This is a genomic window from Variovorax nitratireducens (assembly GCF_051216545.1).
In the GTDB taxonomy this organism is placed as follows: Bacteria; Pseudomonadota; Gammaproteobacteria; order Burkholderiales; family Burkholderiaceae_C; genus Variovorax.
The window spans coordinates 244,847-266,622 of record NZ_JBPJZO010000002.1 but is presented as its reverse complement, the minus strand read 5'-3'; the positions used below and the strand labels follow the sequence as shown (position 1 = coordinate 266,622).

General features: G+C 63.8%; 22 protein-coding genes. 15 read left to right on the top strand and 7 right to left on the bottom strand.

All coding sequences use genetic code 11. The features are described from left to right. The first annotated feature begins 1 nt into the window (after position 1). Genes ACSFA8_RS06555 through ACSFA8_RS06530 form a run of 6 tightly spaced genes read left to right on the top strand, consistent with a single transcriptional unit; the run spans position 2 to position 6,268 of the window. The gene (locus ACSFA8_RS06555; RefSeq protein WP_435478695.1) at positions 2 to 397 is read left to right on the top strand and encodes a Zn-ribbon domain-containing OB-fold protein; all 396 of its coding nucleotides are present in this window, start codon (positions 2 to 4) and stop codon (positions 395 to 397) included. Next, entirely contained in the window at positions 394 to 1,572 is a 1,179-nt protein-coding gene (locus ACSFA8_RS06550; RefSeq protein ID WP_435478694.1) for a thiolase, read from the top strand. Before ACSFA8_RS06555 ends, ACSFA8_RS06550 begins: the two co-directional genes overlap by 4 nt. 35 nt (positions 1,573 to 1,607) lie before the next feature. After that, entirely contained in the window at positions 1,608 to 2,576 is a 969-nt protein-coding gene (locus ACSFA8_RS06545; protein ID WP_435478693.1) for a Bug family tripartite tricarboxylate transporter substrate binding protein, read from the top strand. After that, complete coding sequence (locus tag ACSFA8_RS06540) at positions 2,573 to 4,078, top strand: class I adenylate-forming enzyme family protein (protein ID WP_435478692.1); 1,506 nt, start codon at positions 2,573 to 2,575, stop codon at positions 4,076 to 4,078. The genes ACSFA8_RS06545 and ACSFA8_RS06540 overlap by 4 nt, the downstream gene beginning before the upstream one ends. Before the next feature lie 16 nt (positions 4,079 to 4,094). Further along, positions 4,095 to 5,249, top strand: coding sequence for an acyl-CoA dehydrogenase family protein (locus ACSFA8_RS06535; RefSeq protein WP_435478691.1), 1,155 nt, complete (start codon positions 4,095 to 4,097; stop codon positions 5,247 to 5,249). A 32-nt stretch (positions 5,250 to 5,281) separates the two neighbouring features. After that, positions 5,282 to 6,268 (top strand): Bug family tripartite tricarboxylate transporter substrate binding protein, encoded by a 987-nt coding sequence (locus ACSFA8_RS06530; RefSeq protein WP_435478690.1) that lies wholly within the window; start codon positions 5,282 to 5,284, stop codon positions 6,266 to 6,268. Between the two features lie 528 nt (positions 6,269 to 6,796). Here the strand turns inward: ACSFA8_RS06530 and ACSFA8_RS06525 are convergent. After that, a complete protein-coding gene (locus ACSFA8_RS06525) occupies positions 6,797 to 7,633 on the bottom strand; it encodes a hypothetical protein (protein ID WP_435478689.1) in 837 nt (278 codons plus the stop codon). After that, complete coding sequence (locus tag ACSFA8_RS06520; RefSeq protein WP_435478688.1) at positions 7,633 to 9,309, bottom strand: AAA family ATPase; 1,677 nt, start codon at positions 9,307 to 9,309, stop codon at positions 7,633 to 7,635. The genes ACSFA8_RS06525 and ACSFA8_RS06520 overlap by 1 nt, the downstream gene beginning before the upstream one ends. A 550-nt stretch (positions 9,310 to 9,859) precedes the next feature. Between ACSFA8_RS06520 and ACSFA8_RS06515 the strand changes: the two genes are divergently transcribed. Both ACSFA8_RS06515 and ACSFA8_RS06510 read left to right on the top strand, forming a co-directional pair. Then, complete coding sequence (locus tag ACSFA8_RS06515) at positions 9,860 to 10,669, top strand: hypothetical protein (protein WP_435478687.1); 810 nt, start codon at positions 9,860 to 9,862, stop codon at positions 10,667 to 10,669. Positions 10,670 to 10,730: 61 nt separating this feature from the next. Further along, on the top strand, positions 10,731 to 11,927 hold the full coding sequence (locus tag ACSFA8_RS06510) for a hypothetical protein (protein ID WP_435478686.1): 1,197 nt from the start codon (positions 10,731 to 10,733) through the stop codon (positions 11,925 to 11,927). A gap of 286 nt (positions 11,928 to 12,213) precedes the next feature. Here the strand turns inward: ACSFA8_RS06510 and ACSFA8_RS06505 are convergent, their stop codons facing one another. Beyond that, complete coding sequence (locus ACSFA8_RS06505; RefSeq protein WP_435478685.1) at positions 12,214 to 13,686, bottom strand: aminotransferase-like domain-containing protein; 1,473 nt, start codon at positions 13,684 to 13,686, stop codon at positions 12,214 to 12,216. 169 nt (positions 13,687 to 13,855) lie between these two features. Here ACSFA8_RS06505 and ACSFA8_RS06500 point away from each other — a divergent pair, with 169 nt between their 5' ends. The 6 genes from ACSFA8_RS06500 (at position 13,856) to ACSFA8_RS06475 (ending at position 17,745) form a co-directional block, all read left to right on the top strand. Next, positions 13,856 to 14,209 carry a hypothetical protein gene (locus ACSFA8_RS06500; protein ID WP_435478684.1) on the top strand — a complete coding sequence of 118 codons (354 nt, stop codon included), beginning with the start codon at positions 13,856 to 13,858 and terminating at the stop codon, positions 14,207 to 14,209. Next, entirely contained in the window at positions 14,206 to 14,691 is a 486-nt protein-coding gene (locus ACSFA8_RS06495; RefSeq protein ID WP_435478683.1) for a RidA family protein, read from the top strand. Before ACSFA8_RS06500 ends, ACSFA8_RS06495 begins: the two co-directional genes overlap by 4 nt. A gap of 96 nt (positions 14,692 to 14,787) precedes the next feature. Next, positions 14,788 to 15,249 (top strand): hypothetical protein, encoded by a 462-nt coding sequence (locus ACSFA8_RS06490; RefSeq protein WP_435478682.1) that lies wholly within the window; start codon positions 14,788 to 14,790, stop codon positions 15,247 to 15,249. A 12-nt stretch (positions 15,250 to 15,261) separates the two neighbouring features. Next, positions 15,262 to 15,801: a DUF2867 domain-containing protein gene (locus ACSFA8_RS06485; protein ID WP_435478681.1), complete on the top strand. Its 540-nt coding sequence runs from the start codon at positions 15,262 to 15,264 to the stop codon at positions 15,799 to 15,801. 112 nt (positions 15,802 to 15,913) lie between these two features. Then, positions 15,914 to 16,555, top strand: coding sequence for a CerR family C-terminal domain-containing protein (locus ACSFA8_RS06480; RefSeq protein ID WP_435478680.1), 642 nt, complete (start codon positions 15,914 to 15,916; stop codon positions 16,553 to 16,555). Continuing rightward, on the top strand, positions 16,552 to 17,745 hold the full coding sequence (locus tag ACSFA8_RS06475; protein WP_435478679.1) for a multidrug effflux MFS transporter: 1,194 nt from the start codon (positions 16,552 to 16,554) through the stop codon (positions 17,743 to 17,745). Before ACSFA8_RS06480 ends, ACSFA8_RS06475 begins: the two co-directional genes overlap by 4 nt. Before the next feature lie 19 nt (positions 17,746 to 17,764). Here the strand turns inward: ACSFA8_RS06475 and ACSFA8_RS06470 are convergent, their stop codons facing one another. The 3 genes from ACSFA8_RS06470 to ACSFA8_RS06460 are packed head-to-tail and all read right to left on the bottom strand — an operon-like array spanning position 17,765 to position 20,556. Beyond that, positions 17,765 to 18,283 (bottom strand): hypothetical protein, encoded by a 519-nt coding sequence (locus ACSFA8_RS06470; RefSeq protein WP_435478678.1) that lies wholly within the window; start codon positions 18,281 to 18,283, stop codon positions 17,765 to 17,767. Between the two features lie 27 nt (positions 18,284 to 18,310). Then, on the bottom strand, positions 18,311 to 19,231 hold the full coding sequence (locus tag ACSFA8_RS06465) for a glutaminase (protein ID WP_435478677.1): 921 nt from the start codon (positions 19,229 to 19,231) through the stop codon (positions 18,311 to 18,313). Positions 19,232 to 19,254: 23 nt separating this feature from the next. Then, positions 19,255 to 20,556 carry a UDP-N-acetylglucosamine 1-carboxyvinyltransferase gene (locus tag ACSFA8_RS06460; protein WP_435478676.1) on the bottom strand — a complete coding sequence of 434 codons (1,302 nt, stop codon included), beginning with the start codon at positions 20,554 to 20,556 and terminating at the stop codon, positions 19,255 to 19,257. An 86-nt stretch (positions 20,557 to 20,642) separates the two neighbouring features. Here ACSFA8_RS06460 and ACSFA8_RS06455 point away from each other — a divergent pair, with 86 nt between their 5' ends. Further along, positions 20,643 to 20,810 (top strand): hypothetical protein, encoded by a 168-nt coding sequence (locus ACSFA8_RS06455; RefSeq protein ID WP_286540657.1) that lies wholly within the window; start codon positions 20,643 to 20,645, stop codon positions 20,808 to 20,810. A 45-nt stretch (positions 20,811 to 20,855) separates the two neighbouring features. Here the strand turns inward: ACSFA8_RS06455 and ACSFA8_RS06450 are convergent, their stop codons facing one another. Further along, positions 20,856 to 21,749 (bottom strand): DMT family transporter, encoded by an 894-nt coding sequence (locus tag ACSFA8_RS06450; RefSeq protein WP_435478675.1) that lies wholly within the window; start codon positions 21,747 to 21,749, stop codon positions 20,856 to 20,858. Positions 21,750 to 21,776: the final 27 nt, after the last annotated feature.

Below are 21,776 nucleotides of genomic sequence, written 5' to 3'. Positions count from 1 at the left end.
CATGACGACGCAAATTCTTCACGAAGGCGTGCAGGCCTTCCATCAACGCGAACTGGATGCCGGCCGCTTTCTCCTTCAATGCTGCGGCGGCTGCGGCCGCCACGTGTACTACCCGCGCGAGGGCTGCCCGCACTGCGGCGGCACCACGCTGGAATGGAAGAGCTTCAGTGGCCTCGGCACCGTGCATGCCATGACGACCGTGCGGCGCAAGCCCGCCGATGGCGGCGACCTCAACGTCAGCCTGATCGAGTTGGACGAAGGCGTGCGGCTCATGAGCCGCGTGGACAACCTTGCGCCCGACGCGGTGCGCATCGGCCAGCGCGTCAAGGCGCGGGTGCAGATGAAAGACAGCCGCGGCCTGGTGCTGTTCGATGCCATCGAAGAGGACAAGCCATGAGTGCCGGCCTGAAAGCCCTGCGCGGCAGTGCTGCGATTGCCGGCGTTGCCACCTTCGGCTGCGGAGAAACACCGGGCTTCACCGACATGGAACTGCTGGCGCGCTCGGCGCATGCGGCCGTGGCCGATGCGGGCTTGACGATGCGCGACATCGACGGCCTCTGCACCGCGAGCGCTTCGGCCGCGATGTGGGCGCTGCCGGTGGTCGAGTACCTCGGCCTCAACCCGCGCTTCATCGACGGCACGATGCTGGGCGGCAGCAGCTTCATCGCGCATCTCTTGCCTGCGATGCATGCGATCCGTTCTGGCCAGTGCAGCGCGGTTCTCATCTGCTACGGCAGTGCGCAGCGCAGCGCCGCCTACGGCCGGCGCGAGATCGTGGCGGCGCGCCGCTTTCTCGACCCGCAGCCCTACGAGCACCCTTACGAGCCGATGCTGCCGGTGTCGGCCTACGCACTGGCCGCCTCGCGCCACATGCACGAGTTCGGCACCACGCGCGAGCAGCTGGCTGACGTGGCGGTGGCGGCACGCGCCTGGGCCCGGCTTAACCCGGAAGCCTTCATGCGCGACCCGCTCACGCGCGCCGATGTGTTGGCCGCCCGCATGGTGTCGGATCCGCTCACGGTGCGCGACTGCTGCCTGGTCACCGACGGCGGCGGCGCCTGCGTGCTGGTGAGCGCCGAACGCGCGCGGGATCTGCCGAACAAGCCGGTCTACGTGCTCGGCAACGCCACGGCGGTGTGGAACCGGCAGATCTCCTCGATGGCGGATCTCACCGTAACGGCGGCCAGCCAGTCGGGCCGCGAGGCCTTCGCCATGGCGGGGCTCGCGCCGAAGGACATCGACGTCGTGCAGCTGTACGACGCCTTCACCATCAACACGCTGCTGTTCCTGGAAGACCTGGGCTTTTGCCCCAAGGGCGAAGCGGGCCGCTTCGTCGCCGATGGCGCCATTGCGCCGGGCGGCAAGCTGCCGGTCAACACCAACGGCGGCGGGCTGTCGTGCGTGCATCCCGGCATGTACGGCATCTTCGCGCTGATCGAGGCCGTGCGCCAGCTGCGCGGCGAATGCGGCGAGCGCCAGGTGAAGAACGCGCACACTGCCATTGCGCACGGCAACGGCGGCATGTTGTCCAGCCAGGCGACGGCGATTCTCGGCACGCACGAATCACTCTGACGCATCCGCCACCCGACCAATTCGGAGACAAACGCATGACCACTTTCCGCTTCATCGGGCGCGCCGCAGCCTGCATTGAGGTGCTGCTGTTCGCCGCATCGCAAGCCGCGGGCCAAAGCACGCAGCCGGTGCGCCTCGTCGTCGGCTATTCGGCGGGCGGCCCGGTCGACGCGGCGGCGCGTTTGTTCGCACCTGCGCTCGCGAAGGAACTGGGCACGCAGGTGCTGGTCGACAACCGTCCCGGCGCCAGCGGCGTGCTGGCGGGCTCCGCGGTGGCCAAGGCCACCCCAGACGGCCTGACCCTGTTCTTTGCCGCCAGCCCCACGATCACGATCAGTCCGAACGTGATGAAGAAGATGCCCTTCGATCCGGCCAAGGAGCTCACGCCGATCGCGCCGGTGCTGAGCTATGCCAACGTGCTGGTGATCAACAAGGATCTGCCGTTCCAGAACGTGGCGGAGCTGGTGGCCTACGCCAAGGCCAACCCGGGCAAGCTGGCCTACGGCTCCGCTGGCGTCGGGGCCTCCAACCACCTGAGCGGCGAACTGTTCGCCGCACAGACCAAGACGCAACTGAACCACGTGCCCTACAAGGGCAACGCCCCGGCCATGACCGATGTGATCGGCGGCCAGCTGGCGATGATGTTCGACATCACGAGCACGGCGCGCAACTTCATCAACGCGGGCCGCGTGCGTGCGCTGGCAGTGACCTCGCGCGAGCGCAATCCGTCGCTTGCCCATGTGCCGACGATGCGCGAAGCCGGCGTGCCCGGCTACGAAGTGGTCGGCTGGTACGGCGTGTACGGCCCGGCCAGGATGCCGGCGGCGCTGGTGAGCCGTACCACCGAGGCGGTGCGCAAGGCGTTGGCGAGCGATGAGCTGAAAGCCCTGTGGACGGAGCAGGGCTACGACCCGTGGCCGGGCGGCCCCGAGGTGCTCGCCGCGCAGGCCGCGAAGGACCGCGAGATGTGGGCCACGGTGACCAAAGGCATCGAAATCGAATGAGCCCGACCCGCATTCACCAGCCCTTTGACGCCTGGCTGGCGGCCTGCCCCGACGAGATCTTCGTTCACGAGCGTGAGCGGAGCCTCAGCTATGCCGCGCTCGGCGCGCTGGTCGATCGCGCGCAAGCGGAATTGCAGGGCGACGGCGTGCGCACCGGCGACCGCGTGCTGATAGTCGCCGAGAACTGCGCCGAGCATGTGGCGCTGATCTTCGCCTGCAGCCGCATCGGCGCGTGGTCGTGCGGCGTCAATGCGCGCATGGCGCCCGGCGAAATCGCAGCCATTGTCGCCAAGGCCGATCCGCGCATCGTCTACTTCACCTCGGCCGTCTCCGATGCGGCCGCGCGCCACGCGCAGCAGCATGGGGCACGTGCTTCAGCGCTGACCGGCCTGTCGCGCAGCCCGGTGCACACCGAGGCCGTCGCCGAGACCGGTGCGCAGGCCCAGGAGATCGCGGCGCTGATCTTCACCTCGGGCACCACCGGCACGCCCAAGGGGGTGCTGGTCACGCACGATGGGCTGCTGCACTTCGGCCGCGTGTCGGCGCAGTCGCGCGCCCTCGGCCGCGAGGATCGCTCCTACGCCTATTTGCCGATGACGCACATCTTCGGTCTGGGCACGGTGTTGATGGCCTCGCTGCACGCCGGCGCGGGTCTGGTGATGCGCAGCACGTTCTCGCCTGAGGACGTACTGGACGCGCTGGCCCGTCATGGCGTGTCCAACCTGCAGGGCCCGCCGACCCTGTTCTCGCGGCTGCTGGCGCACATGGACGCGCAGTGCATCACCGAGCCGGTGTGTCCGCAACTACGCTTGCTCTACACAGGAGCCGGCCCGCTGGACATGGCGCTGAAGACGCAGGTCGAAGCGCGCTTCCGGATGCCTCTGCACCACGGTTACGGCCTTTCCGAATACGCCGGCTCGCTGCACGTGACGCGCCTCGACGAATGGCGTTCGGACACCTCGGCCGGCTACCCCCTCGAAGGCGCGGAACTGCGCATCGTCGACGCGAACGGCGCCGACCTGCCGATGGGCCAGCGCGGCGAGATCTGGATGCGCGGGCGCGGCCTGATGCCCGGTTACTTCCGCGACGAAGCCGCCACGCGCCAGGTCATGCGGTCCGGTGGCTGGTATGCCAGCGGTGACCTCGGCGAGTTCGCCCAAGACGGTGCGCTGTTCGTCGTCGGGCGATTGAAGGAGATGATCATTCGCTCGGGCTTCAACGTCTATCCGGGTGAGGTGGAGGCTGTGCTCAACGCCTTTCCGGCGATCCAACGCTCGGCCGTGGTCGGCCAGTGCGAGGCCGATGGCAACGAGCAGGTGCTGGCCTACGTCGAACTGCGCCAGGGTGAGCGGCTCGACCCCGCTGCGCTCGAGGCCTTTGTGCGAGATCGCCTCTCGCCCTACAAGCGACCGTCGCGCGTGCAGGCGGTCGACCACTTGCCGACGACGCTCAGCGGCAAGCTGCTCAAACGAAATCTGCTGGCGCTGTACCCGCCTGCCTGACGAGGAACCCTTCACCATGATCCGCGATTCTGAAACCCTGGAAGCCCTGCTCGACGCCGTCAACCGCTTCGTGCGCGAACGGCTGGTGCCGGCCGAAGCCCTCGTGGCCGAGACCGACGAGATCCCCGACGACATCGTGCGCGAGATGAAGGAGCTGGGCCTGTTCGGCCTCACCGTGCCCGAGGAATACGGCGGCCTCGGCGTGACGATGGAAGAGGAGGTGATGGTGATGCTGGCCATGGGCCAGACCTCGCCGTGCTTTCGCTCGCTCTTCGGCACCACGGTGGGCATCGGCTCGCAAGGCATCCTCTTCGACGGCACCGAGGCGCAGAAGAAGAAGTACCTGCCGCGTCTGGCGACCGGCGAGCTCATCGCCTCCTTCGCACTGACCGAGCCCGAGGCCGGCTCCGACGCGGCCTCGCTGCGCACCACCGCGATCCGCGAGGGCGACCACTACATCGTCAACGGCACCAAGCGCTTCATCACCAACGCGCCGCATGCCGGCATCTTCACGCTGATGGCGCGCACCAATCCGCAAGACAAGGGCGCGGGCGGTGTCTCGGCCTTCATCGTGGAGGCGAACACGCCGGGCATCACCATCGGCCTCAAGGATCGCAAGATGGGCCAGCGCGGCGCCCACACGGCCGACGTCATCTTCGAGAACTGCAGGGTGCCGGTGAGCCAGCTGATCGGCGACCGCGAAGGCCAGGGCTTCAAGACCGCGATGAAGGTGCTGGAGAAGGGCCGCATCCACATCGCCGCCATCTGCGTCGGCGTGGCCGAGCGCATGCAGCGCGATGCACTGAACTACGCCATCGAGCGCAAGCAGTTCGGCCAGCCCATCGCCGAATTTCAACTGGTGCAGGCGATGCTGGCCGACAGCCAGGCCGAGATCTACGCCGCGCGCTGCATGGTGATCGATGCGGCGCGCCAGCGCGACGAGGGCCGCAACGTTTCGACCGAGGCCTCGTGCTGCAAGCTGTTTGCGTCCGAGATGTGCGGCCGCGTGGCGGACCGCGCGGTGCAGATCTTCGGCGGCGCCGGCTACATCGCCGACTACGGCATCGAACGCTTCTACCGTGATGTGCGCCTGTTTCGGTTGTACGAAGGCACCACGCAGATCCAGCAGATCGTCATCGCACGCAACCTGGTGCGCGAAGCGACGCGTTGAGTTTTTTTCCACCCACCTGAGGAGACAAGACCATGAAGACATCGAAGATGCGAAGACTCTGTATTGCGGCCGGCATTGCCACCGGCCTGGCCGCCGTGCTGGCCACACCGGCCCTGGCGCAAACCGCCTACCCGAACCAGCCGCTGAAGCTGGTTGTGCCGTACCCCGCCGGCGGCGCCACCGACACGCTGGCGCGCACCATCGGGCAGAAGCTGCAGGAATCCTGGGGGCAGCCCGCGCTGGTCGACAACCGGCCCGGCGCCGGTGGCACCATCGGCAACAGCTTTGTTGCCAAGGCGCCGGCCGACGGCTACACCATGCTCATCGCCATCACCGCGCTGATCCAGCAGCCGTCGCTCATGGACAAGCTGCCCTACGACCCGCTGAAGGATCTCGCGCCCGTCACCATGATCGCGCGCAGCCCGAGCATGCTGGCCGTGCCGCTGGACTCGCCCGCCAAAGACCTGAAGAGCTTCATCGCGATGGTGAAGGCCAGCCCCGGCAAGTACAACTTCGGCAGCTACGGCGCCGGCACCTCGTCGCACATCCAGGGCGCGCTGCTGAACATGCAAGCCGGCATCGACCTGGTGCACGTGCCCTTCCAGGGCGCCGCGCCGCTGGTGACCAACCTGGTCGGCGGCCAGCTCGCCTCGGCCTTTGTCGACAGCGCCAGTGCCCGGCCGCACCTCAAGTCCATGCGCCCGCTGGCCGTGACCGGCGCGCAGCGCATGCCCGGCCTGCCCGACGTGCCCACCTTCACCGAGCTGGGCTACCACTCCTTCGACCCCTACGGCTGGTTCGGCGTGTTCCTGCCCGTCGCCACACCGGCGCCGGTGGTGCAAAAGCTGTCGGAAGAGATCAACCGCATCCTGAACCTGCCGGAAGTCACAGCCAAGATCGAGGCGCTGGGCCTGCAGGTGGGCGGCGGCAAGCCCGAGGAGTTCCAGAAGGTCGTGCGCACGGATGCGGCGATCTACGCGAAGATCATCAAGGATGCCAACATTCGGCTGGCGCCGTGAGCGGGATTGACGTAGGGCTGTTCGAACGTATTGAGGGGGCGAAAGGGAACGGCCAGCGACCTGTTGCGCGCTCCTATGTCTGCGATGCAAGCGAAACGGCTGTTGGATTCAGCATGATGACGGTCAGTCGCCGCCGAGTGAGAATTCGCGCCCAAGCAGTCCTTTGGCCCTTTGAAATTTCGTCGTCCATGAAACCTTAACCCCCTCAGAGTTCTGGAGGCGCTGTCTATCTGTGTCTGAGGTCGAGGTTGAGTTGGCGCGGGAGTCCGCCGAACTCGGAATACCACTAAGTCCTCAGTGGCTCGCGCGCTGGGCTAGGCGGAGATGCTCCCGAATGATGAAATTTGGTACTGGGAGAACTTTCCTGAGCCGATGACGGGCGGCGCTGGCTATTGCCTCGTTCGTGATGGTCAGAGCGTCTTATCGCTGGCAACTATGCGAAGCTGAGCTACAGACGCCTGCCGGCCATGACCAGCCGTTCGCTGGTTCGGCAGAATGCCTCCGCACGCAGCTGTCTTTGATTGGCATCTAGAGGTTTTGGGGGAGGTCGCCGACTTCAAGGAACATCATGAGTTCTGCGTTGGCGAGCACACCTGCATAGAACACGTGATCCCAACAGTTGCGCGACCGTTTGCGGTTTATGCTCACAAACTGCTCAACTATCCACCTGACGTTCTGATTCCCCGCACGTATTTCCTGGACCTGACGCAGCAAGCGAACGTACTGTTCATCAAAGTAGTTTGTGAAGCGTCCCTTCACGTCGAGCTCTCTCAGATGACGCTCCACGAGTGAGCGCCATCCATCCTCAAGTACCAGGATGGGCCGCAAGTCGAATCCTGTCGGTGCGTCATAGGGTTCGTGGACGGTTAGAGTGATCAGTTGACACTTGGTAACTTCATCGAAGTAAGGATGCAGGAAATAACGTCGATTATTTTCATCCGCTATCTTTGTGCCTTTCTCGTCTTGGCAGGCATCGCACATGGGCGCTAGATTTGCTGGGATCACCGCCAGTTCTGGAAAGTCCTGCTGAGGTAGATAGTGATCGAGGGTGCGGGGTGCACCGCTCTCGCCGCAGAACGGGCAGAGTTGCAGTTTCCTGTCCCTCAGATTTCTGATGATTGAAGTCTGCACAGCATCTGGAACTCGGCTGCTATAGAGGTTCCTTAGGGTTCCTCCATATTCGCCAACCAGGTTCCAAGGCTCGATCAACTCAGGATTGCCGCCACGCGCAATATAGAAGCGAGTTCGAATCTTCCATTGCTCGCGGATTCCTTCGAAGTACTGCGCATGGATGCCGTTCTGTCGCTCGTTGACCAGGGTGTCGATCAGTTCGTCATGATCGATCTGCGGCAGCACCAAGTGCATCACGGTGCATCACCCTTCATCGCATGAATTTGGATGAGCAGCTCCTCGTTGATCTCATCACCGAGCGCGTTTATCAAGGCTTCAGTAGTGCCCAACTCGGTGAGCTTCTGGCGAATCCAGTCCTCGTACCCCTTGCGCGCAGATCGATCATCGAACACGTAAGAGGAGATTCTCTGGATGTCACCGCCGAATGTCTGGAACGGCGGGTTGTTCAGTTCAATGCCCGCATCTTTCGTTCTTTGCAAGACGTGGACGCAATCCTGCGGTACCTCGCGGACGACGGTCGCTGAATGCGTAGCGATCAGCGCCTTTGATGAGTACTCCGCCAGGACATTCTTCAACAATTTGATGAAATCGATCTCCAGAGTTGGATGGAGGAAGAGCTCCGGCTCATCGACAATGACAAGGCAGTCGCGCCGCATCGCACCGAGAACATTGATGACGATATAGAAGAACAGCCGTTGCCCTGAGCTCAGCTTCAAAAGGCGATCGCCTTTGAGGATTCCGACGCCGGCATCGGCGAAGAACAGCTTTCGGAAGGCCGCTACGTCCATCGTTTCTGCGAGGTCTGGATCGATCGAGAACCAACGAAGCTGCTCGACAGGCGAGCCTTCAACTGGCTCGAACGGAAAGTCAAAGGCGACACTCAGTTCGCGCACCGCCGCGTTGACGTTGTTGGCCAAGAAATCATCCAGATCCACGGTTGCCTTCGTAGCCAGCGCGACCCCGTCGAACTCGATCGCTTTGTTCAGGACGCGAAAGACATTCGTTGTCTTCTGCGACCAACCTCGGATGTGCTTGTACTTCTGATCATCCGCAAAGCAATCGAGCAGCGAGTGGGCAGCGCTCCGCTGCGCAAAAAGCGGCGAAAGCGTGATCTCCCCATGCGTTTTAAGAGCTGCTTCTACAGCGTGCCCACGCAACCCAAAGTATCGATAAATGTTCTTGTCCTTGCGCTCCCCCGGACCTTCGTCGATGGGAAACTGCTCGAACGGACTGTATGAGATCGCGACGATCTGGCTGAAACGCGGTCGGCGCTGGAAACCGACATCAGAAGTCATCTCTTGGTCCAGTTCGAGCCAATTCTTGACCATCTTGATCAGCATCTGAGACTTCCCCATCCCATTGGGGCCGATAAGCACGTTGATGTCGTGTGGCAAGAGTTCTCCGGAGGAAAACTGTAGATTTAGTCTCAGTGGCGTGTCATCGACGGCCGCACAACGAAATTCCACTTTCCCGATGTCAACGTCGTCGCCACCGAGCAACTTCCAGCCCAGTTCGAACGCCCGCTGGGCACCCCGCTCGCGCTGCAACGAAACTCGAAATCCTTCGGATCGAACCAAAGCCAGGGCTGCTTCGTCCTCCAGCACGCGCGCCATGTAGCTCGCGTCCCGCAGAGCCATTGCTACCTGAACGGCAGCATCAAGACCTAAAAGACCGATGACTTGCTGGTAGAACGCCAAGGTCGCCGGTGTTGATACGTAGTCAGCGTGCTGAAGCGGAAAGGTGGCGTAGAGTGCATCGCCGAGCGAACTGGCAAGGCGGTCGAACGAGTTCTTGTGTTCCTCAAAAAGAATCTGAATAGAGCCAAGGGTGACATATTCCCCCTCGAGCCGAGCGTAGGTCTTGAACGTCGTCTGATAACCGAAGTCATTCCATGTGTCGGGCGACAGCATGATGAAATTGGAGCTGGGAGGCATTGTGAATGGTGCCGGCCCGCTTCTTGGGACATAGGAGATGCTGAGGTTCATCGGTTGGTGTTGTGAGAGTCGCTTGTTGAGCTTGATCTCAGGCGACGAGCTGCCAGCGCCCTGACCTTAGTCGCCGACAGCCGCGCAAGAGTTTGTCCCGTGTTCCGGCGCACATCGCAGGCTCTTTGGCTCGATCCTTGTTTTTCTCTGACAGCGATGCTGCCGATGTCGAACGGGGGCGCCAAACTGAGAACTTCGATCCGGCCGCCATCGCCTCATCGAGCCGGTGCAGGACGTAGCCCGCGGTCACGAAGGCCCATGCGCCAGAGACTTCTGCGATGAAGCCCGAAAAACATGCGCTATCTCAGACCTGTCGGGAAGCGTTTGCACGCACGAAAGCGTGACGAAGTGCCTGTCGGCTGATGCTTTGAAGTGCTCTATCAAATCGTCCATGGATGCAGTATCGATCAAGGTCTTGCATCTCAGAAGGATCCACGGGGAATGCCTCACTTGCTTTTCGGGGTAGATTCCGCACATGGGTTCCTACGATCCGTACACTTTCATACGTCGGCTGAAGCTTGAGCAGGTCGATTGGCAACACATCGATGGTGCGCATGTCGATCCAGAGCTTTTGAAGCTCGGCGGGTTTGATGTGCCCGTCTATCGGTACGTCGAAGGTGATCCTGAAGCAACCGCACTTTTGGATAATTGCCGCGTTCGATTCGACCATCCAACGACGTGGTTAGATAAATACGAGCACTACGTTGCGCAGCAACTCTTCGACCCGGGCGCACCGTTCGGAAACATGGCGATCTATGCGAAGTGCTTTACTTATCATTACGCGTCTGAGGCGTTCTGGCGCATCAACGCGGGGCGGGTGCGTCTGAAGTTCCGATCCCTTAGGGCGCTCGTGCGTACGTTGGCAAACGCCAAGCGAGTCGGTGGCGGCGTGCTTCCAAAGTTGTTCGTGGGAAGAGTGAGATACATGGAGCAGGCAGACCTTCGCGGAGCCATTGAAGGAACTAGAGAAGCTCTGATCAAACCTGTGAGCAGGTTTGCTGCCGAGGCGGTGCTAATGAAGAGGATTGGCTTCTGTCATGAGAACGAGGTTCGCATCTTTTTTGTGGGGGATGAACCTGTAGGCGACCGCAAAGCTTTGGACATTGAGCTGGAAGAACCAGCTCCGATTGAAGAACTACTCGTCGGCCCTTACTTGCCGCCTGGCCAGAATGGAGCGCTGTCGAAGTACTCCTTTTTTGGTGAAATTCTTGGATGTGCTACTCGGCACAACCTAGTCCTTGCCGGCTCTCAATTCGATTTGGAGGTTAAACCAATAGCAACTTGAGACAGGGGCGATTTCTAGCCTGAAGTCGAGGTGGATTCGTGTAACGCCAGAGGGACGGACTGTGTTCGAAAGCATCGTACTTAGGAACAGCGAGGAGGTCGGAAACGTCACTTGGGGCGCCATTGCAGAAGCGCTTCTCTTTTACCAAAACACTCGCATAGTTATCGGCCACGGGACACTGGTCTCGCTCGCGAAGACCGGCAGCATCAGCGATGTTGTTGCGCTCGTAAAAGAAGGGCGACTGCAGGCTGTCCACTGCGAGGAGACGTTGGGAACAATTACCAATACTCACGGCGCATCGCAAGCACATAGCTTTAGCACCTTCACATTGGTGGGCCATGGGGACGATCGGGGGAAGAATCGTGCGGAACGCATAGAAATTGGTCTTCGACAGAACGGAATTGACGGTCGCCGAGCGAAGGCTGAGGCAAAGGCATTTGTTGGAGCAGTTCCTCAAAAGAGCTTCACGAGCGACGACTTTGTGAAGGGCGGCATAACGAGTGCGGCTCTCGCAGACGCCAAGGATGTTGCAATGCTCAAAGGGCTCCTTCGGGCAGGACTTGCTGCGGTACCCGGCGGGTATGACGCGGGGGACAGCCTTCAGGCCGACTACGTTCTGAGCGACCTAGGCTACTTTCTGTTTACCAACATAGATTTCGATGGGGTGAACCAGCGCAGAGCGCGCATGACGCCTGCTCTTGAGCCGTTGGCGCCTGCACACTTGCTCAACCTCATCCTCGAGTCGCGAGCTGACATGCATTTGGCGGCGTTCTACGGAGGCGACTTTGCGACTACTAGTTCAAATTCGGCATTGGTCAGGTGGCGCCAAGCGCAATTGCTTCAGCGCTCAGACCTCAATCTTCAAGCGCGAGATCAATTTTCCGAGCTTGTCTTAGCCAACTTCCCAAGCGTCCGAGATGTCATCGACAGTGGCGAGCGGTCATTCCCTGACTTCTTAAGGCTTTTGGACAAGGCTCAAAAATTTAAGACTTGGTTGGCAAGGACGAGCCCCGACCAGAAGCTCGTCAGCGAGTACATCGAAGCTCTGAACGCAGATACGTGGGCTGACAAGGCACCAGTCAAGGGGCTGCGTTACCTGTTCTCGCTCGGCTCAGGTTTTCTTGATCCAACCGCAGGCGTTGTGTCAGGGGCGGCTGACGCTTTTCTGCTGGACCGACTATTAAAGGGATGGCGTCCGAACCACTTCGTGGATGACAGACTCAAGCCGTTTCTTGGGAAGAAGACGCGAGACCGCTGACCTATGCAAGGCGGCTCGCAAGTTGCTGCTCCGATAAAGCGACAGTGTCAAACTTGCCAAGTAGCACGCCCTTCAAGTCATTGACCGCTTCGGCGCAGACCGATCTTCTGCTTCAGACCTAACAGAGCCATTCGCTGTGAGTTGGCAAACGGCAGCTTTCAGTCTTAATCAGCCATCGGCGCGATCCAAACGGACGGTCGTCTATGACCAATGGCGGTCTTTCAAATGCGAGGGCCACATGGCGAATTCGGGAAAGATTCTTCCAGCTGACCCCGTGCCCAACCACTCACCCCGCCGCCGCCCCCACGATCTCCCCCAACCGCCTCAACCCCGCATCGATCGCGTCGTCATACGGCCAGCCGCAGTTGAGTCGCAGGTAGTGATCGCTGCGCGCGCTGTTGGAGAACAGCCAGCCCGGCGCCACCAGGATGCCTTCGCGCAGCGCTGCGTCGAACACCGCGGCCGACTGGCACTGCCGGGGCATCTCCACCCACAGCTGCAGGCCGCCGTTGGGCAGGTTCAGCCGCGTCCCCGCGGGAAAGTAGCGCGCTATCGCCTCGGCCGTGCGCTCGCGCTGGCCGCGCAATGCGGTGCGCAGCCGGCGCAGGTGGCGGTCGTAGGCGCCGGTGGCCATGAATGTGCCGGCGCCGAGTTGCGACAGCACCTCGTTGTTGCGCGTCTGCGCGTACTTGAGCATTTCCACGCGGGCCTGCCAGCGGCCGGCCGCGATCCAGCCCAGGCGCATGCCGGGCGCCAGGATCTTGTGCATCGACGCGCAATGGATCACGTTGCCGGCGTTGCCGCCGCGATCCCATGACTTGATGGCGCGGGGCGTGTGGTCAACGTCGAGCAGCTCGCTGTAGGTGTCGTCTTCGATCAGTGCAATGCCCTGTTGCTCGCACAGCTGCACCAGCCGCTGCTTGTGCGCATCGGGCATCACGCTGCCCAGCGGGTTCTGCAGGTGCGGGATTACCACCACGGCCTTGATGTCGGTGTAGGTCTGCAGCGCCAACTCGAGCGCTTCGATCGACAGGCCGGTCTGCGGACTGGTGGGGATTTCGAGCGCACGCAGGCCCAGGCTTTCCAGCACCTGCAGCAGGCCGTAGAAGGTGGGCGATTCCACCGCGATGGTGTCGCCGGGCTTCGCCACCGCGCGCAGCGCGAGGTTGAGCGCCTCGATGCAGCCATTGGTGACGAGCACCTCCTCGGGCGCGAGCGTCATGCCGGCTGCGAGTGCGCGCTTGGCAAGCACGGCACGAAAGTGCGGGTCGCCCTGCAGCGGCGGCACGCCGGCCAGCAGCTCGGGGTGCAGGCGCAGCGCGCGCGTCATGCCGGCGCGCAAGGCCTCGGCCGGGTAGAACTGCGGCGCGGCACGCGCGATCGACAGGTTGAGCTTGATGTGGGCCGCACGCCGCTGTGCCACGAAGTCCGACACCCGCGCGTGGATGCCGACGTACTGCGCCGGGTCGGGCCGTTGGCCGGCCGGGGGCTCGTCCATCGGCGTCATGCGCAGGCGCTGCGGCCGGCGCACGAAGTAGCCGGAGCGGTCGCGCGCCTCGGCCCAGCCGTCGGACTCCAGCGTGCGGCACAGCTGCAGCGCGGTCGACAGGCTGATGTCGTGCAGCCGCATCAGGTTGCGCAGCGAGGGCATGCGCTCGCCCGCCTGCAGCGAGCCGGCCTCGATCGCGCCGCGGTAGTGCGAGGCGAGGCGGCGGTAGAGCGGCGGCTGGGCGGGCGACGGCGTCGTCATCATGTGCATGGCCCGATGGTGGCCGGGAGCGCAGGGTTGAAACAGATGCAGATTGCGCGAAAACGACCATAACAGACGGCACGGCCGCTGCGCTGTTCCGGTCGCAACAGCGCGGGCTGTGTCTGTTTTGCGGAGGCCTGCAGGGCGAACATCAAGGCCTTGCTTCAAGGAGCCTTCGATGATCCGCACCTCGACCACCACCATCACCCGGCTGCAGCGCGGCGAAACGCTGCACATGCCGCTCGACGCCCACACCACGCTGCAGGTTGCCGCAGGCGAGGTCATCGTGCGCGAGCCGCTGCGCTGGCTCGGCGACACTCTGGTGGCGCCGGTCGCTACGCTGTCTGAAGGCAGGAGCCACCGCCTTGAGAACGGCGGCTGGGTCGAACTCCGGGCGCTGGGCGACGGTGCCGAAGTCCGGAGCCACCGGCCGATGTCCGCGCTGCACGCCCTGTACACCGCCTGGCAGACCCTGTGGCGCCGCGCGACGCAACGCCCGCTTCACCACCCTACCGACAAGGAAACCGCATGACCGAACCGACCCGCCAGGCCATCGCAGATCAGATCGCGGCCGATCTCGGCCACAGCTTCGAGGGCGAAATCCGCGTTGGCGGCCACTACGCCTCGGCCGTGCGCGATGGCCGCATCGTCTATCTCAGCGGGCAGGTGCCGCGTGTCGGCAGCACCGTGGTTGTCACGGGCCGGGTCGGCGAGGCGGTGTCGCTCGACCAGGCGCGGCTGGCCGCGCAGATCTGCACGCTGCGCGCGCTGGCGATCCTGCGCCAGACGCTCGGCTCGCTCGACGCCGTCCAGAAGATGCTGCGCGTCACCGTGTACACGCAGAGCGCGCCAGACTTCACGCAGCAAAGCGAGGTGGCCGATGCAGCATCGGACCTGCTGCACCGCGTTTTTGGCGAGGCCGGCGTGCACACGCGCACCTCGGTCGGCGTCTACAGCCTGCCGAAGAATGCGGCGGTGGAACTTGACATGATCGTGGCCGCGCGCGGCGGCTGACAACACACAAGGGAATATCCTGTCGGCTATCCGCCGCGCCCCTGCGTTGCAGGTAAACCCCTCCGGGTTTCGACAGAACAAGGAAATTCCCTCATCATGAAAGCCATCCCCCTCGTCCTCGCCGCGCTGCTTGCGGCCGCGGCGCTCCCTGCGGCCGCACAGGTTTCGGTCAACATCAACGTGCCGGGCCTGGTGCAAATTGCGCCACCGCAGCCGCGCTTCGAGCGCATGCCGGGCCCGCGTGCCGGCCAGGTCTGGGTGCCGGGCCGCTGGCAATGGAACGGCCGCGACTACGTTTGGGCCGGTGGCCACTGGCAGCGTGCCCGCCCTGACTACGCCTACGCGCCCGGCCAATGGATCCAGGCTGATGGCGGCTGGCGCTGGCGCGAAGGCGACTGGCGCCGCGCGGAGCGCAGGGAAGCACGCCGTGAAGAACGCCGCGAAGAACGCCGGCACGATCGCCACGAAGAACGCTACGAGCGTCATGACCGGCATGACGACCGCCACGGCGGCGGCGGCCATTGCCCTCCGGGCCAGGCGAAAAAGGGCAACTGCTAAGGCAAGGAATTGGTGCCCGCGCCACCCCATCGCGCCCATGCCGTTGCGCTGCCGACCGGGGTGCGGGTCGCGCGCCTCTACCCCGGCGCCTCGCTGGCCGACGCGTTCGCGATCGATCTGCCGCCTGGCACCACGCACGACGTGCTGGCGCTCGCGCGCTGTGCGCTGGAGCGGCCGGCGCCGTGGGTCGACCGCCTGATGGCCGTGCGCGATGCGATCGTGTCGCTGTTCGGCCTGAAAACTGCGCGCGCCCTGCGTGCCGACAATGGCGCGGCAAGCCCGCCGCGCGTCGGCATCTTCCGCATCTATGAAACCTTGCCCGACGAAGTGGTGCTGGGCGAGGACGACCGGCACCTGGACTTCCGCGTGTCGGTGCAGCGGTCAGCGGGCCAGTTGACCGCCGTCACCGTGGTGCACTGCCACAACCTGCTGGGCCGCACCCATCCTCGCGATCGCACCGTTCCACCGCTGGGTGGTGCGCTCGGCGCTAAACCGCGCCGCGCAAGCTGGCTGGCCCGCTGCGGCAGCCTGAGGTTTCCAGCGTCTGACTGACCGAGCCGGCAATTGCGGCCTTTGCCGAAGGCCGAGCTGACGCGCATCTCTTCTTGACATCGGTTATCAGTTTCAATACAGTTCAAACAACTGATTGAAACGAGTGTTTGACATGGCCAACCCCTCTGAAGGAACCCGTGGCCGCTTGCTACAGGCGGCTGCCGAACTGTTTGTGGAATCGGGCTTTCGGGGCACGACCATCCGAAGCGTCTGCGCCGCCGCGGGCGTGAACGTCTCGATGGTCAATTACCACTTCCGGAGCAAAGAGCACCTTTATGCCGAAGTCCTGAATTACGCCCGCGACCAGGAACTCAAGGAGCCTGCCCGGGCGGAGCCGCGCGACGAAGCAGAAGCGAGTGCGCACTTGCGAGACTTCATCAAAGGATTTCTCTCCAATCTTCTGCTGCCCGGTTTGACCTCATTGCTGACAAAGCTGATCAGGCGGGAGTTGTTCGAGCGATCCGAGGTCGTGCGAATCTTTGTCGAAAAAGACATTATTCCGCAGCAGCGCCGGCTGAAAACAATTGTGCTGGCAATTGCAGGCCAAGACTTGAGTGAGGCGGATTTGCAGCATTGCATGTTCAGCGTGACTGGCCAGGCAGTATTCTATTTACACAATAGGGCAATGAACGAAATGCTGGCGCCCCATATAACTTATGACGAAGCAGGAATTGATTCGCTCGCCGATCATATTCACCGATTCACGTTCCACGCGCTGAAGCACTATTCTTCCGAATTGCCCTCCAGAAAATGAATGCACCCACACTGAGTTTTGCACTCATTCTGGCGGGACTGGCCATGGTCGGCCCTTTTGCCATCGATACCTTCCTGCCGTCGTTTCCCGCGATCGGAGAGCAGTTCGCCGTTGCGCCAGACGTGGTGCAGCAACTTCTCAGCGGCTTCTTGCTGGCCTTTGCGGCGATGAGCCTGTTCTACGGCACCCTCTCTGACGCATTCGGAAGACGCGGTGTGATCCAGACCTCGCTCTTCGTATTCACGGCCGCGTCGATCGGGGCGGCGCTATCGACCTCGTTCGGCTGGCTGCTGGCATTTCGCGTCTTGCAGGGCCTTTCTGCCGGAAGCGGAATGGTCGTAGGCCAAGCCATGATCCGCGACAGGTTCTCCGGGCCCGTGGCCCAGCGGCTCATGGCCCAGGTCATGATGGTGTTCGGCCTGGCTCCAGCGATCGCGCCCATCGCAGGCGGGTACCTGCAAGCCCACTTTGGCTGGCAGGCGGCCTTCGTGTTCATGGCGCTCATTGCAGCCGTATTGCTGGTGGCATGCCTGTGGTTTTTGCCTGAAAGTCTCCCGCGCGCATCGCGTTCGAGCTTTCACCCCGCGCATCTGGCAAGAAACTACCTTGCGACGATCCGGAATACGCGATTTCTCTTCGGCGGATTGGCGGTCGGCTTCGCGTTTGGTGGACTGGGGCTGTACATCGCCTCATCGTCCAGCTTTGTGATTCACATCCTCGGTCTGGACGAAACACAGTTCGCGTGGCTCTTCGTGCCGATGGTCGGAGGCCTGGTGCTGGGTTCCGCCGTTGGTTCGAAGCTCTCTCACCGCGCGCCTCCCGGCGTGAGCATTCGGCTCGGGTTCGCATGCATGGCACTCGGGTCGGTCGCCAACGTGGCCTACAACCTCGCGTTCGCAGCCACCGTGCCCTGGGCGGTTCTTCCGGTCATGGTCTACACCTTCGGCCTGGGTCTCGGGCTGCCGGGGATGAGCCTCATGACGCTGGAACTGGTGCCCGCCATGCGCGGTATGGCGGCATCCCTCCTGAACTTCATGCAGATGCTGATCTTCGCAATCATGTCGGGCGTTGTAGCGCCGCTGCTTTTCGACAGCGCGCTCAAGCTGGCGCTCTGCGTGACGGCATGCTTTGGCCTGTCTGCAGGATGCTGGGCAATCAGGTCTTGGCGGCAGACGGCCATGGCTGCCTGAGTGGGTTCAGCCTGAAAAGCTAGCGCGGCTTGGCCGAGTAGCCGCTCTCGATCCACGCCTCGGCGCTGGCGGCACTGAGCTTGAACGTCGGCGCCACGCGCGCCTCGCCGAGCTGCGTGCCGAACTCGTCCTGCGCGGTAAGCAGGGCGTAGGGGTTGTCTTCGTCGGGCACGATCTGCAGCGCCACGCGGATGCGTTCCGATCCTGCGCCGACGCTCAGCTGCTTGTTGAGTTGCGCGTGCAGTTGCTGCTCGTGCCGGCGCAGCACTTCCGAAGCGGTCTTCACCAGCGTGTGGAAGGCGGGCGCATCGAGCGGCTTGGGGTTCTTCTTGTCGCGGCCCATCGTCCAGGGGCCGACCAGCGCGGGCTCGGATTCGCCCTGGCGCGTCATCGCCACGGCCCAGCCGTCGTCGTCTTCGTTCTTGATCACGCGCGCCGTCCAGAGCGCGTCGCGCCAGAGACGGGGTTCCTGGATGTCGGTGGTGTCGGCGCTTTCAGCGTCGTTGCCGCTGTCGATGGAGGGAGTAATTTCAGTCATGAACCGGCAAGTCTTGCACAGGCGCGGTCAGAACACCGACAAGCCCGTCTTCGTCACGAACAGCTCCAGTGCCTTCATGCCCAGCAGCGAGTTGCCGGTGGCATCGAGCGCGGGCGACCACACGGCCAGGGTCAGCTGGTCAGGCACCACCGCGACGATGCCGCCGCCGACGCCGCTCTTGCAGGGCAGGCCGATGCGAAACGCGAATTCGCCGGCGGCGTCGTAGGTGCCGCAGGTCAGCATCAGTGAGTTGATGCGGCGCGTCTGTCGTTCGGTCAGCAGGTTTACGCCCGCCGCCCAGGGGTGCACGCCGTCGCGGCAAAGGTAACCGGCCGCGCGCGCCAGTTGCACGCAGCTCATCGACAACGCGCACTGGTGAAAGTACATGTCGAGCACCGTCTCCACGTCGTTGTCGAGCTTGCCGAAGCTCTTCATGAAATTGGCCAGCGCGTAGTTGCGATAGCCGGTGGCCGCCTCCGACGCGGCCACCTCGCCGTCGAAGGCGATCGGGTCGCCGGTGAGGCTGTTCATCAGCTCCAGCACGTCGGTCTTGGCCTCGCGGCCGAACAGGCTCAGCAGCCGGTCGGCGACGGCGATGGCGCCGGCATTGATGAACGGGTTGCGCGGCTTGCCCTGTTCGTTTTCCAACTGCACCAGCGAGTTGAACGGGTTGCCCGAAGGCTCGCGGCCGATGCGCTCCCACAGCGCTTCGCCCAGCCGCTGCATCGCCAGGGTGAGCGTGAACAGCTTCGACACGCTCTGTATCGAGAACGGCTTGTTCGCATCGCCCGCATGCGCCTCCTGCCCGTCGCAGGTGCGCAGCGCCATGCCGAACTGCGCAGCGGGCACCCGCGCCAGCGCCGGGATGTAGCTCGCAACGGTGCCGCCGGCACCGAGCAGCGGCCGGATCTCGGCGTCGATCTCGTCGAGCACGGGCTGGAACTTCATGGTGTGTCGTTTCAAAAGCGAACTCACTCCTCGCTGGCCCACTCCACCTGCGCGCCGAGCTGGCGCAGGTTTTCGACGAAGTGCGGATGGGCCCGGCGGATCGGCGTGGCATTGCGGATCTCGGAGCGGCCTTCGATGCTGGCCGCGACCATGAACAGCGCGATCGCCACGCGGATGATGTAGGGGCTCTCCACCACCGCCGGTGTTAGCGGATTGCCGCCGAAAGTAATGAGCCGGTGCGGGTCTGACGAGAACACATGGGCGCCGAACTTCGACAGCTCGCCAGTCCAGCCCAGCGCGCCGTCGTAGACCTTGTTCCAGAACATCGCATTGCCCTGGGCGCGCACGCCGAGCGCAATGAAGATTGGCAGCAGATCCACCGGAAAATACGGCCAGGGTGCGGCCTCGACCTTGGTCAGCACGTTGCTCGTGAACGGCGTCTGCACCTGGAGCGGCCCGGCGCTGCGCGCGCGCGACCAGCCGTCCTCGTGCGTGATCTGCACGCCGAACTTGGCAAAGGTGCGGTCGATCAGCGGGAACTGCGCCGGCGCGCTGTTGCGCACCATCACATCGCCGCCGGTGATCGCGCCGAGCGCAAGAAAAGTGGTGATCTCGTGGAAGTCTTCGTCGAAGCGGAACTCGCCCCCGCCGAGCGTTGCACCGCCGTGCACCGTCAGCCGCGAGGTGCCGATGCCTTCGATGCGCGCACCGAGCCCCACCATGAAGCGGCAGAACTCCTGCACGTGCGGCTCCGAGGCCGCGTTGGTCAGCGTGGAGGTGCCGTTGGCACCCACCGCGCACAGCACGAAGTTTTCAGTGGTGGTGACCGAGGCGTAGTCCAGCCAGTGGTCGGCCGGCACCAGGCCGCCGGTGTGCCGGATGATGAGCGAGCCCTCTGCGCGCTCGACGGTGCTGCCGAAATGCCGGAACACCTCGACGTGCGGATCGATCTCGCGCACGCCCAGGGTGCAGCCCTTGACGTTGTCCTCCAGCCGCGCCACGCCGAAGCGCGCCAGCAATGGCGGCACCAGCATGATCGACGAGCGCATCTCCTCGGGCAGCCGATGGCGCTGCGCGTCGAACACGGTGTCGCGATGGTGCAGGTGCAGCGTGCCGGTGGCATCGTCCATGCGAACCTCGCTGCCGAGCGTGCGGAAGATCTCGAGGATCTTGCGGACATCGGTGATGTCCGGCACACCATGCAGCTGCAGGGGTTCGCGCGTCAGCAGCGTGGCGCACAGCACCGGCAGGACTGCATTCTTGTTGGCAGAAGGAATGATGCGGCCGCGCAGTGGCGTGCCGCCGTGGACGATGAGATTGGACATGGGCAGGGCCCAATATGCTAGCGGCGCAGGCCCGGTTTTCCGCTGTGGCCTAATTACGCCCGGACATTTTTTTACCGGAGCCACTCATGCCCACCAAAATCAGAACCGAGAGCGACCGTTCCGCTCCCAAGCCCACTCCCGCACCGGGTTTCACCATGCCCAAGTCGGGTGGCGGCCAGAAGCGCAGCCTCGAGCGCGGAACCGCGACGCGCAGCAAGAAGAACCCCGGCAAGCGCGCCAAGAAGGGCGGCTAAGCGGGCCCGCGAGGGCCTGCGCCCCTTGGGCTAGCCCAAGGGCGCTCAAGCCCTCTTTCGGTTCACGAGGACGATCCCAAGCCCCACGCCCACCAGTGCCAGCACCAGTTGGAGCGTGAGCGGCTCGGCCAGCAGCACCACACCGAACACCAGCGCGAACAGCGGGGTCAGGAAGGTGAACGACGACATCTGGGTCGCCGGGTAGTGCCGCAGCAGCCACATCCACGTCAGGTAGCTCGCGAACGCGCCGATCACGGTTTGCAGGCCGATCGACGTCCAGGCCCAGGCTGAATAGGCAAAGCCCCACGACTCGCCGAGCGCGAGCGAGAGAAACGGGCAGACCGCCGCCGTCACCGCCACTTGGTAGAACAGCGTCTTCTCGGCGCTCGCCGTGGCGAGCTTCGTCGCGCGCAACGTGAGCGTGGTCAGTCCCCAGAGCATGCCGGCCACCAGTGCCAGCACGTCGCCGCGCAACTGCGCCGAACTGGAGTGCCCGAAGCTTTCGCTGAAGGCGAGCACGACACCGCCGAAGGCCAGCGCCAGCCCGACCCATTGCAGTCCGCGCAGCCGCTCGGCCGGCACCCAGCGCGGCAGGAACAGTGCCACCCAGAACGGCGAGGTGTAGAGAAACACCGTGAGCCGCGAGGCGGTGGTGTGCTGCAGCCCGATGTAGATACAGCAGAACTCGCCTGCGAACAGCAGCCCGGCCACCAGGCCGCCCGGCAGCGTGCCGTCGCGCGCGAACAGCGGCACTCCGCGCGAGCGGCACCACAGCCACAGCAGCGCGACGGCGCCGATCATGCGGATGGTGGCCTGCCAGAGCGGCGGCACCTCGGCGACGGTGGTCTTGATGAGAATCTGCTGCAGCCCCCAGAACGCGCAACAGGCGATGAGCAGGGTGATGGCGCGGGTATCGAGATGGGTCTTGCGGGCGATCATTTATCTTGCAGGCAGGCGCGCAGCCGA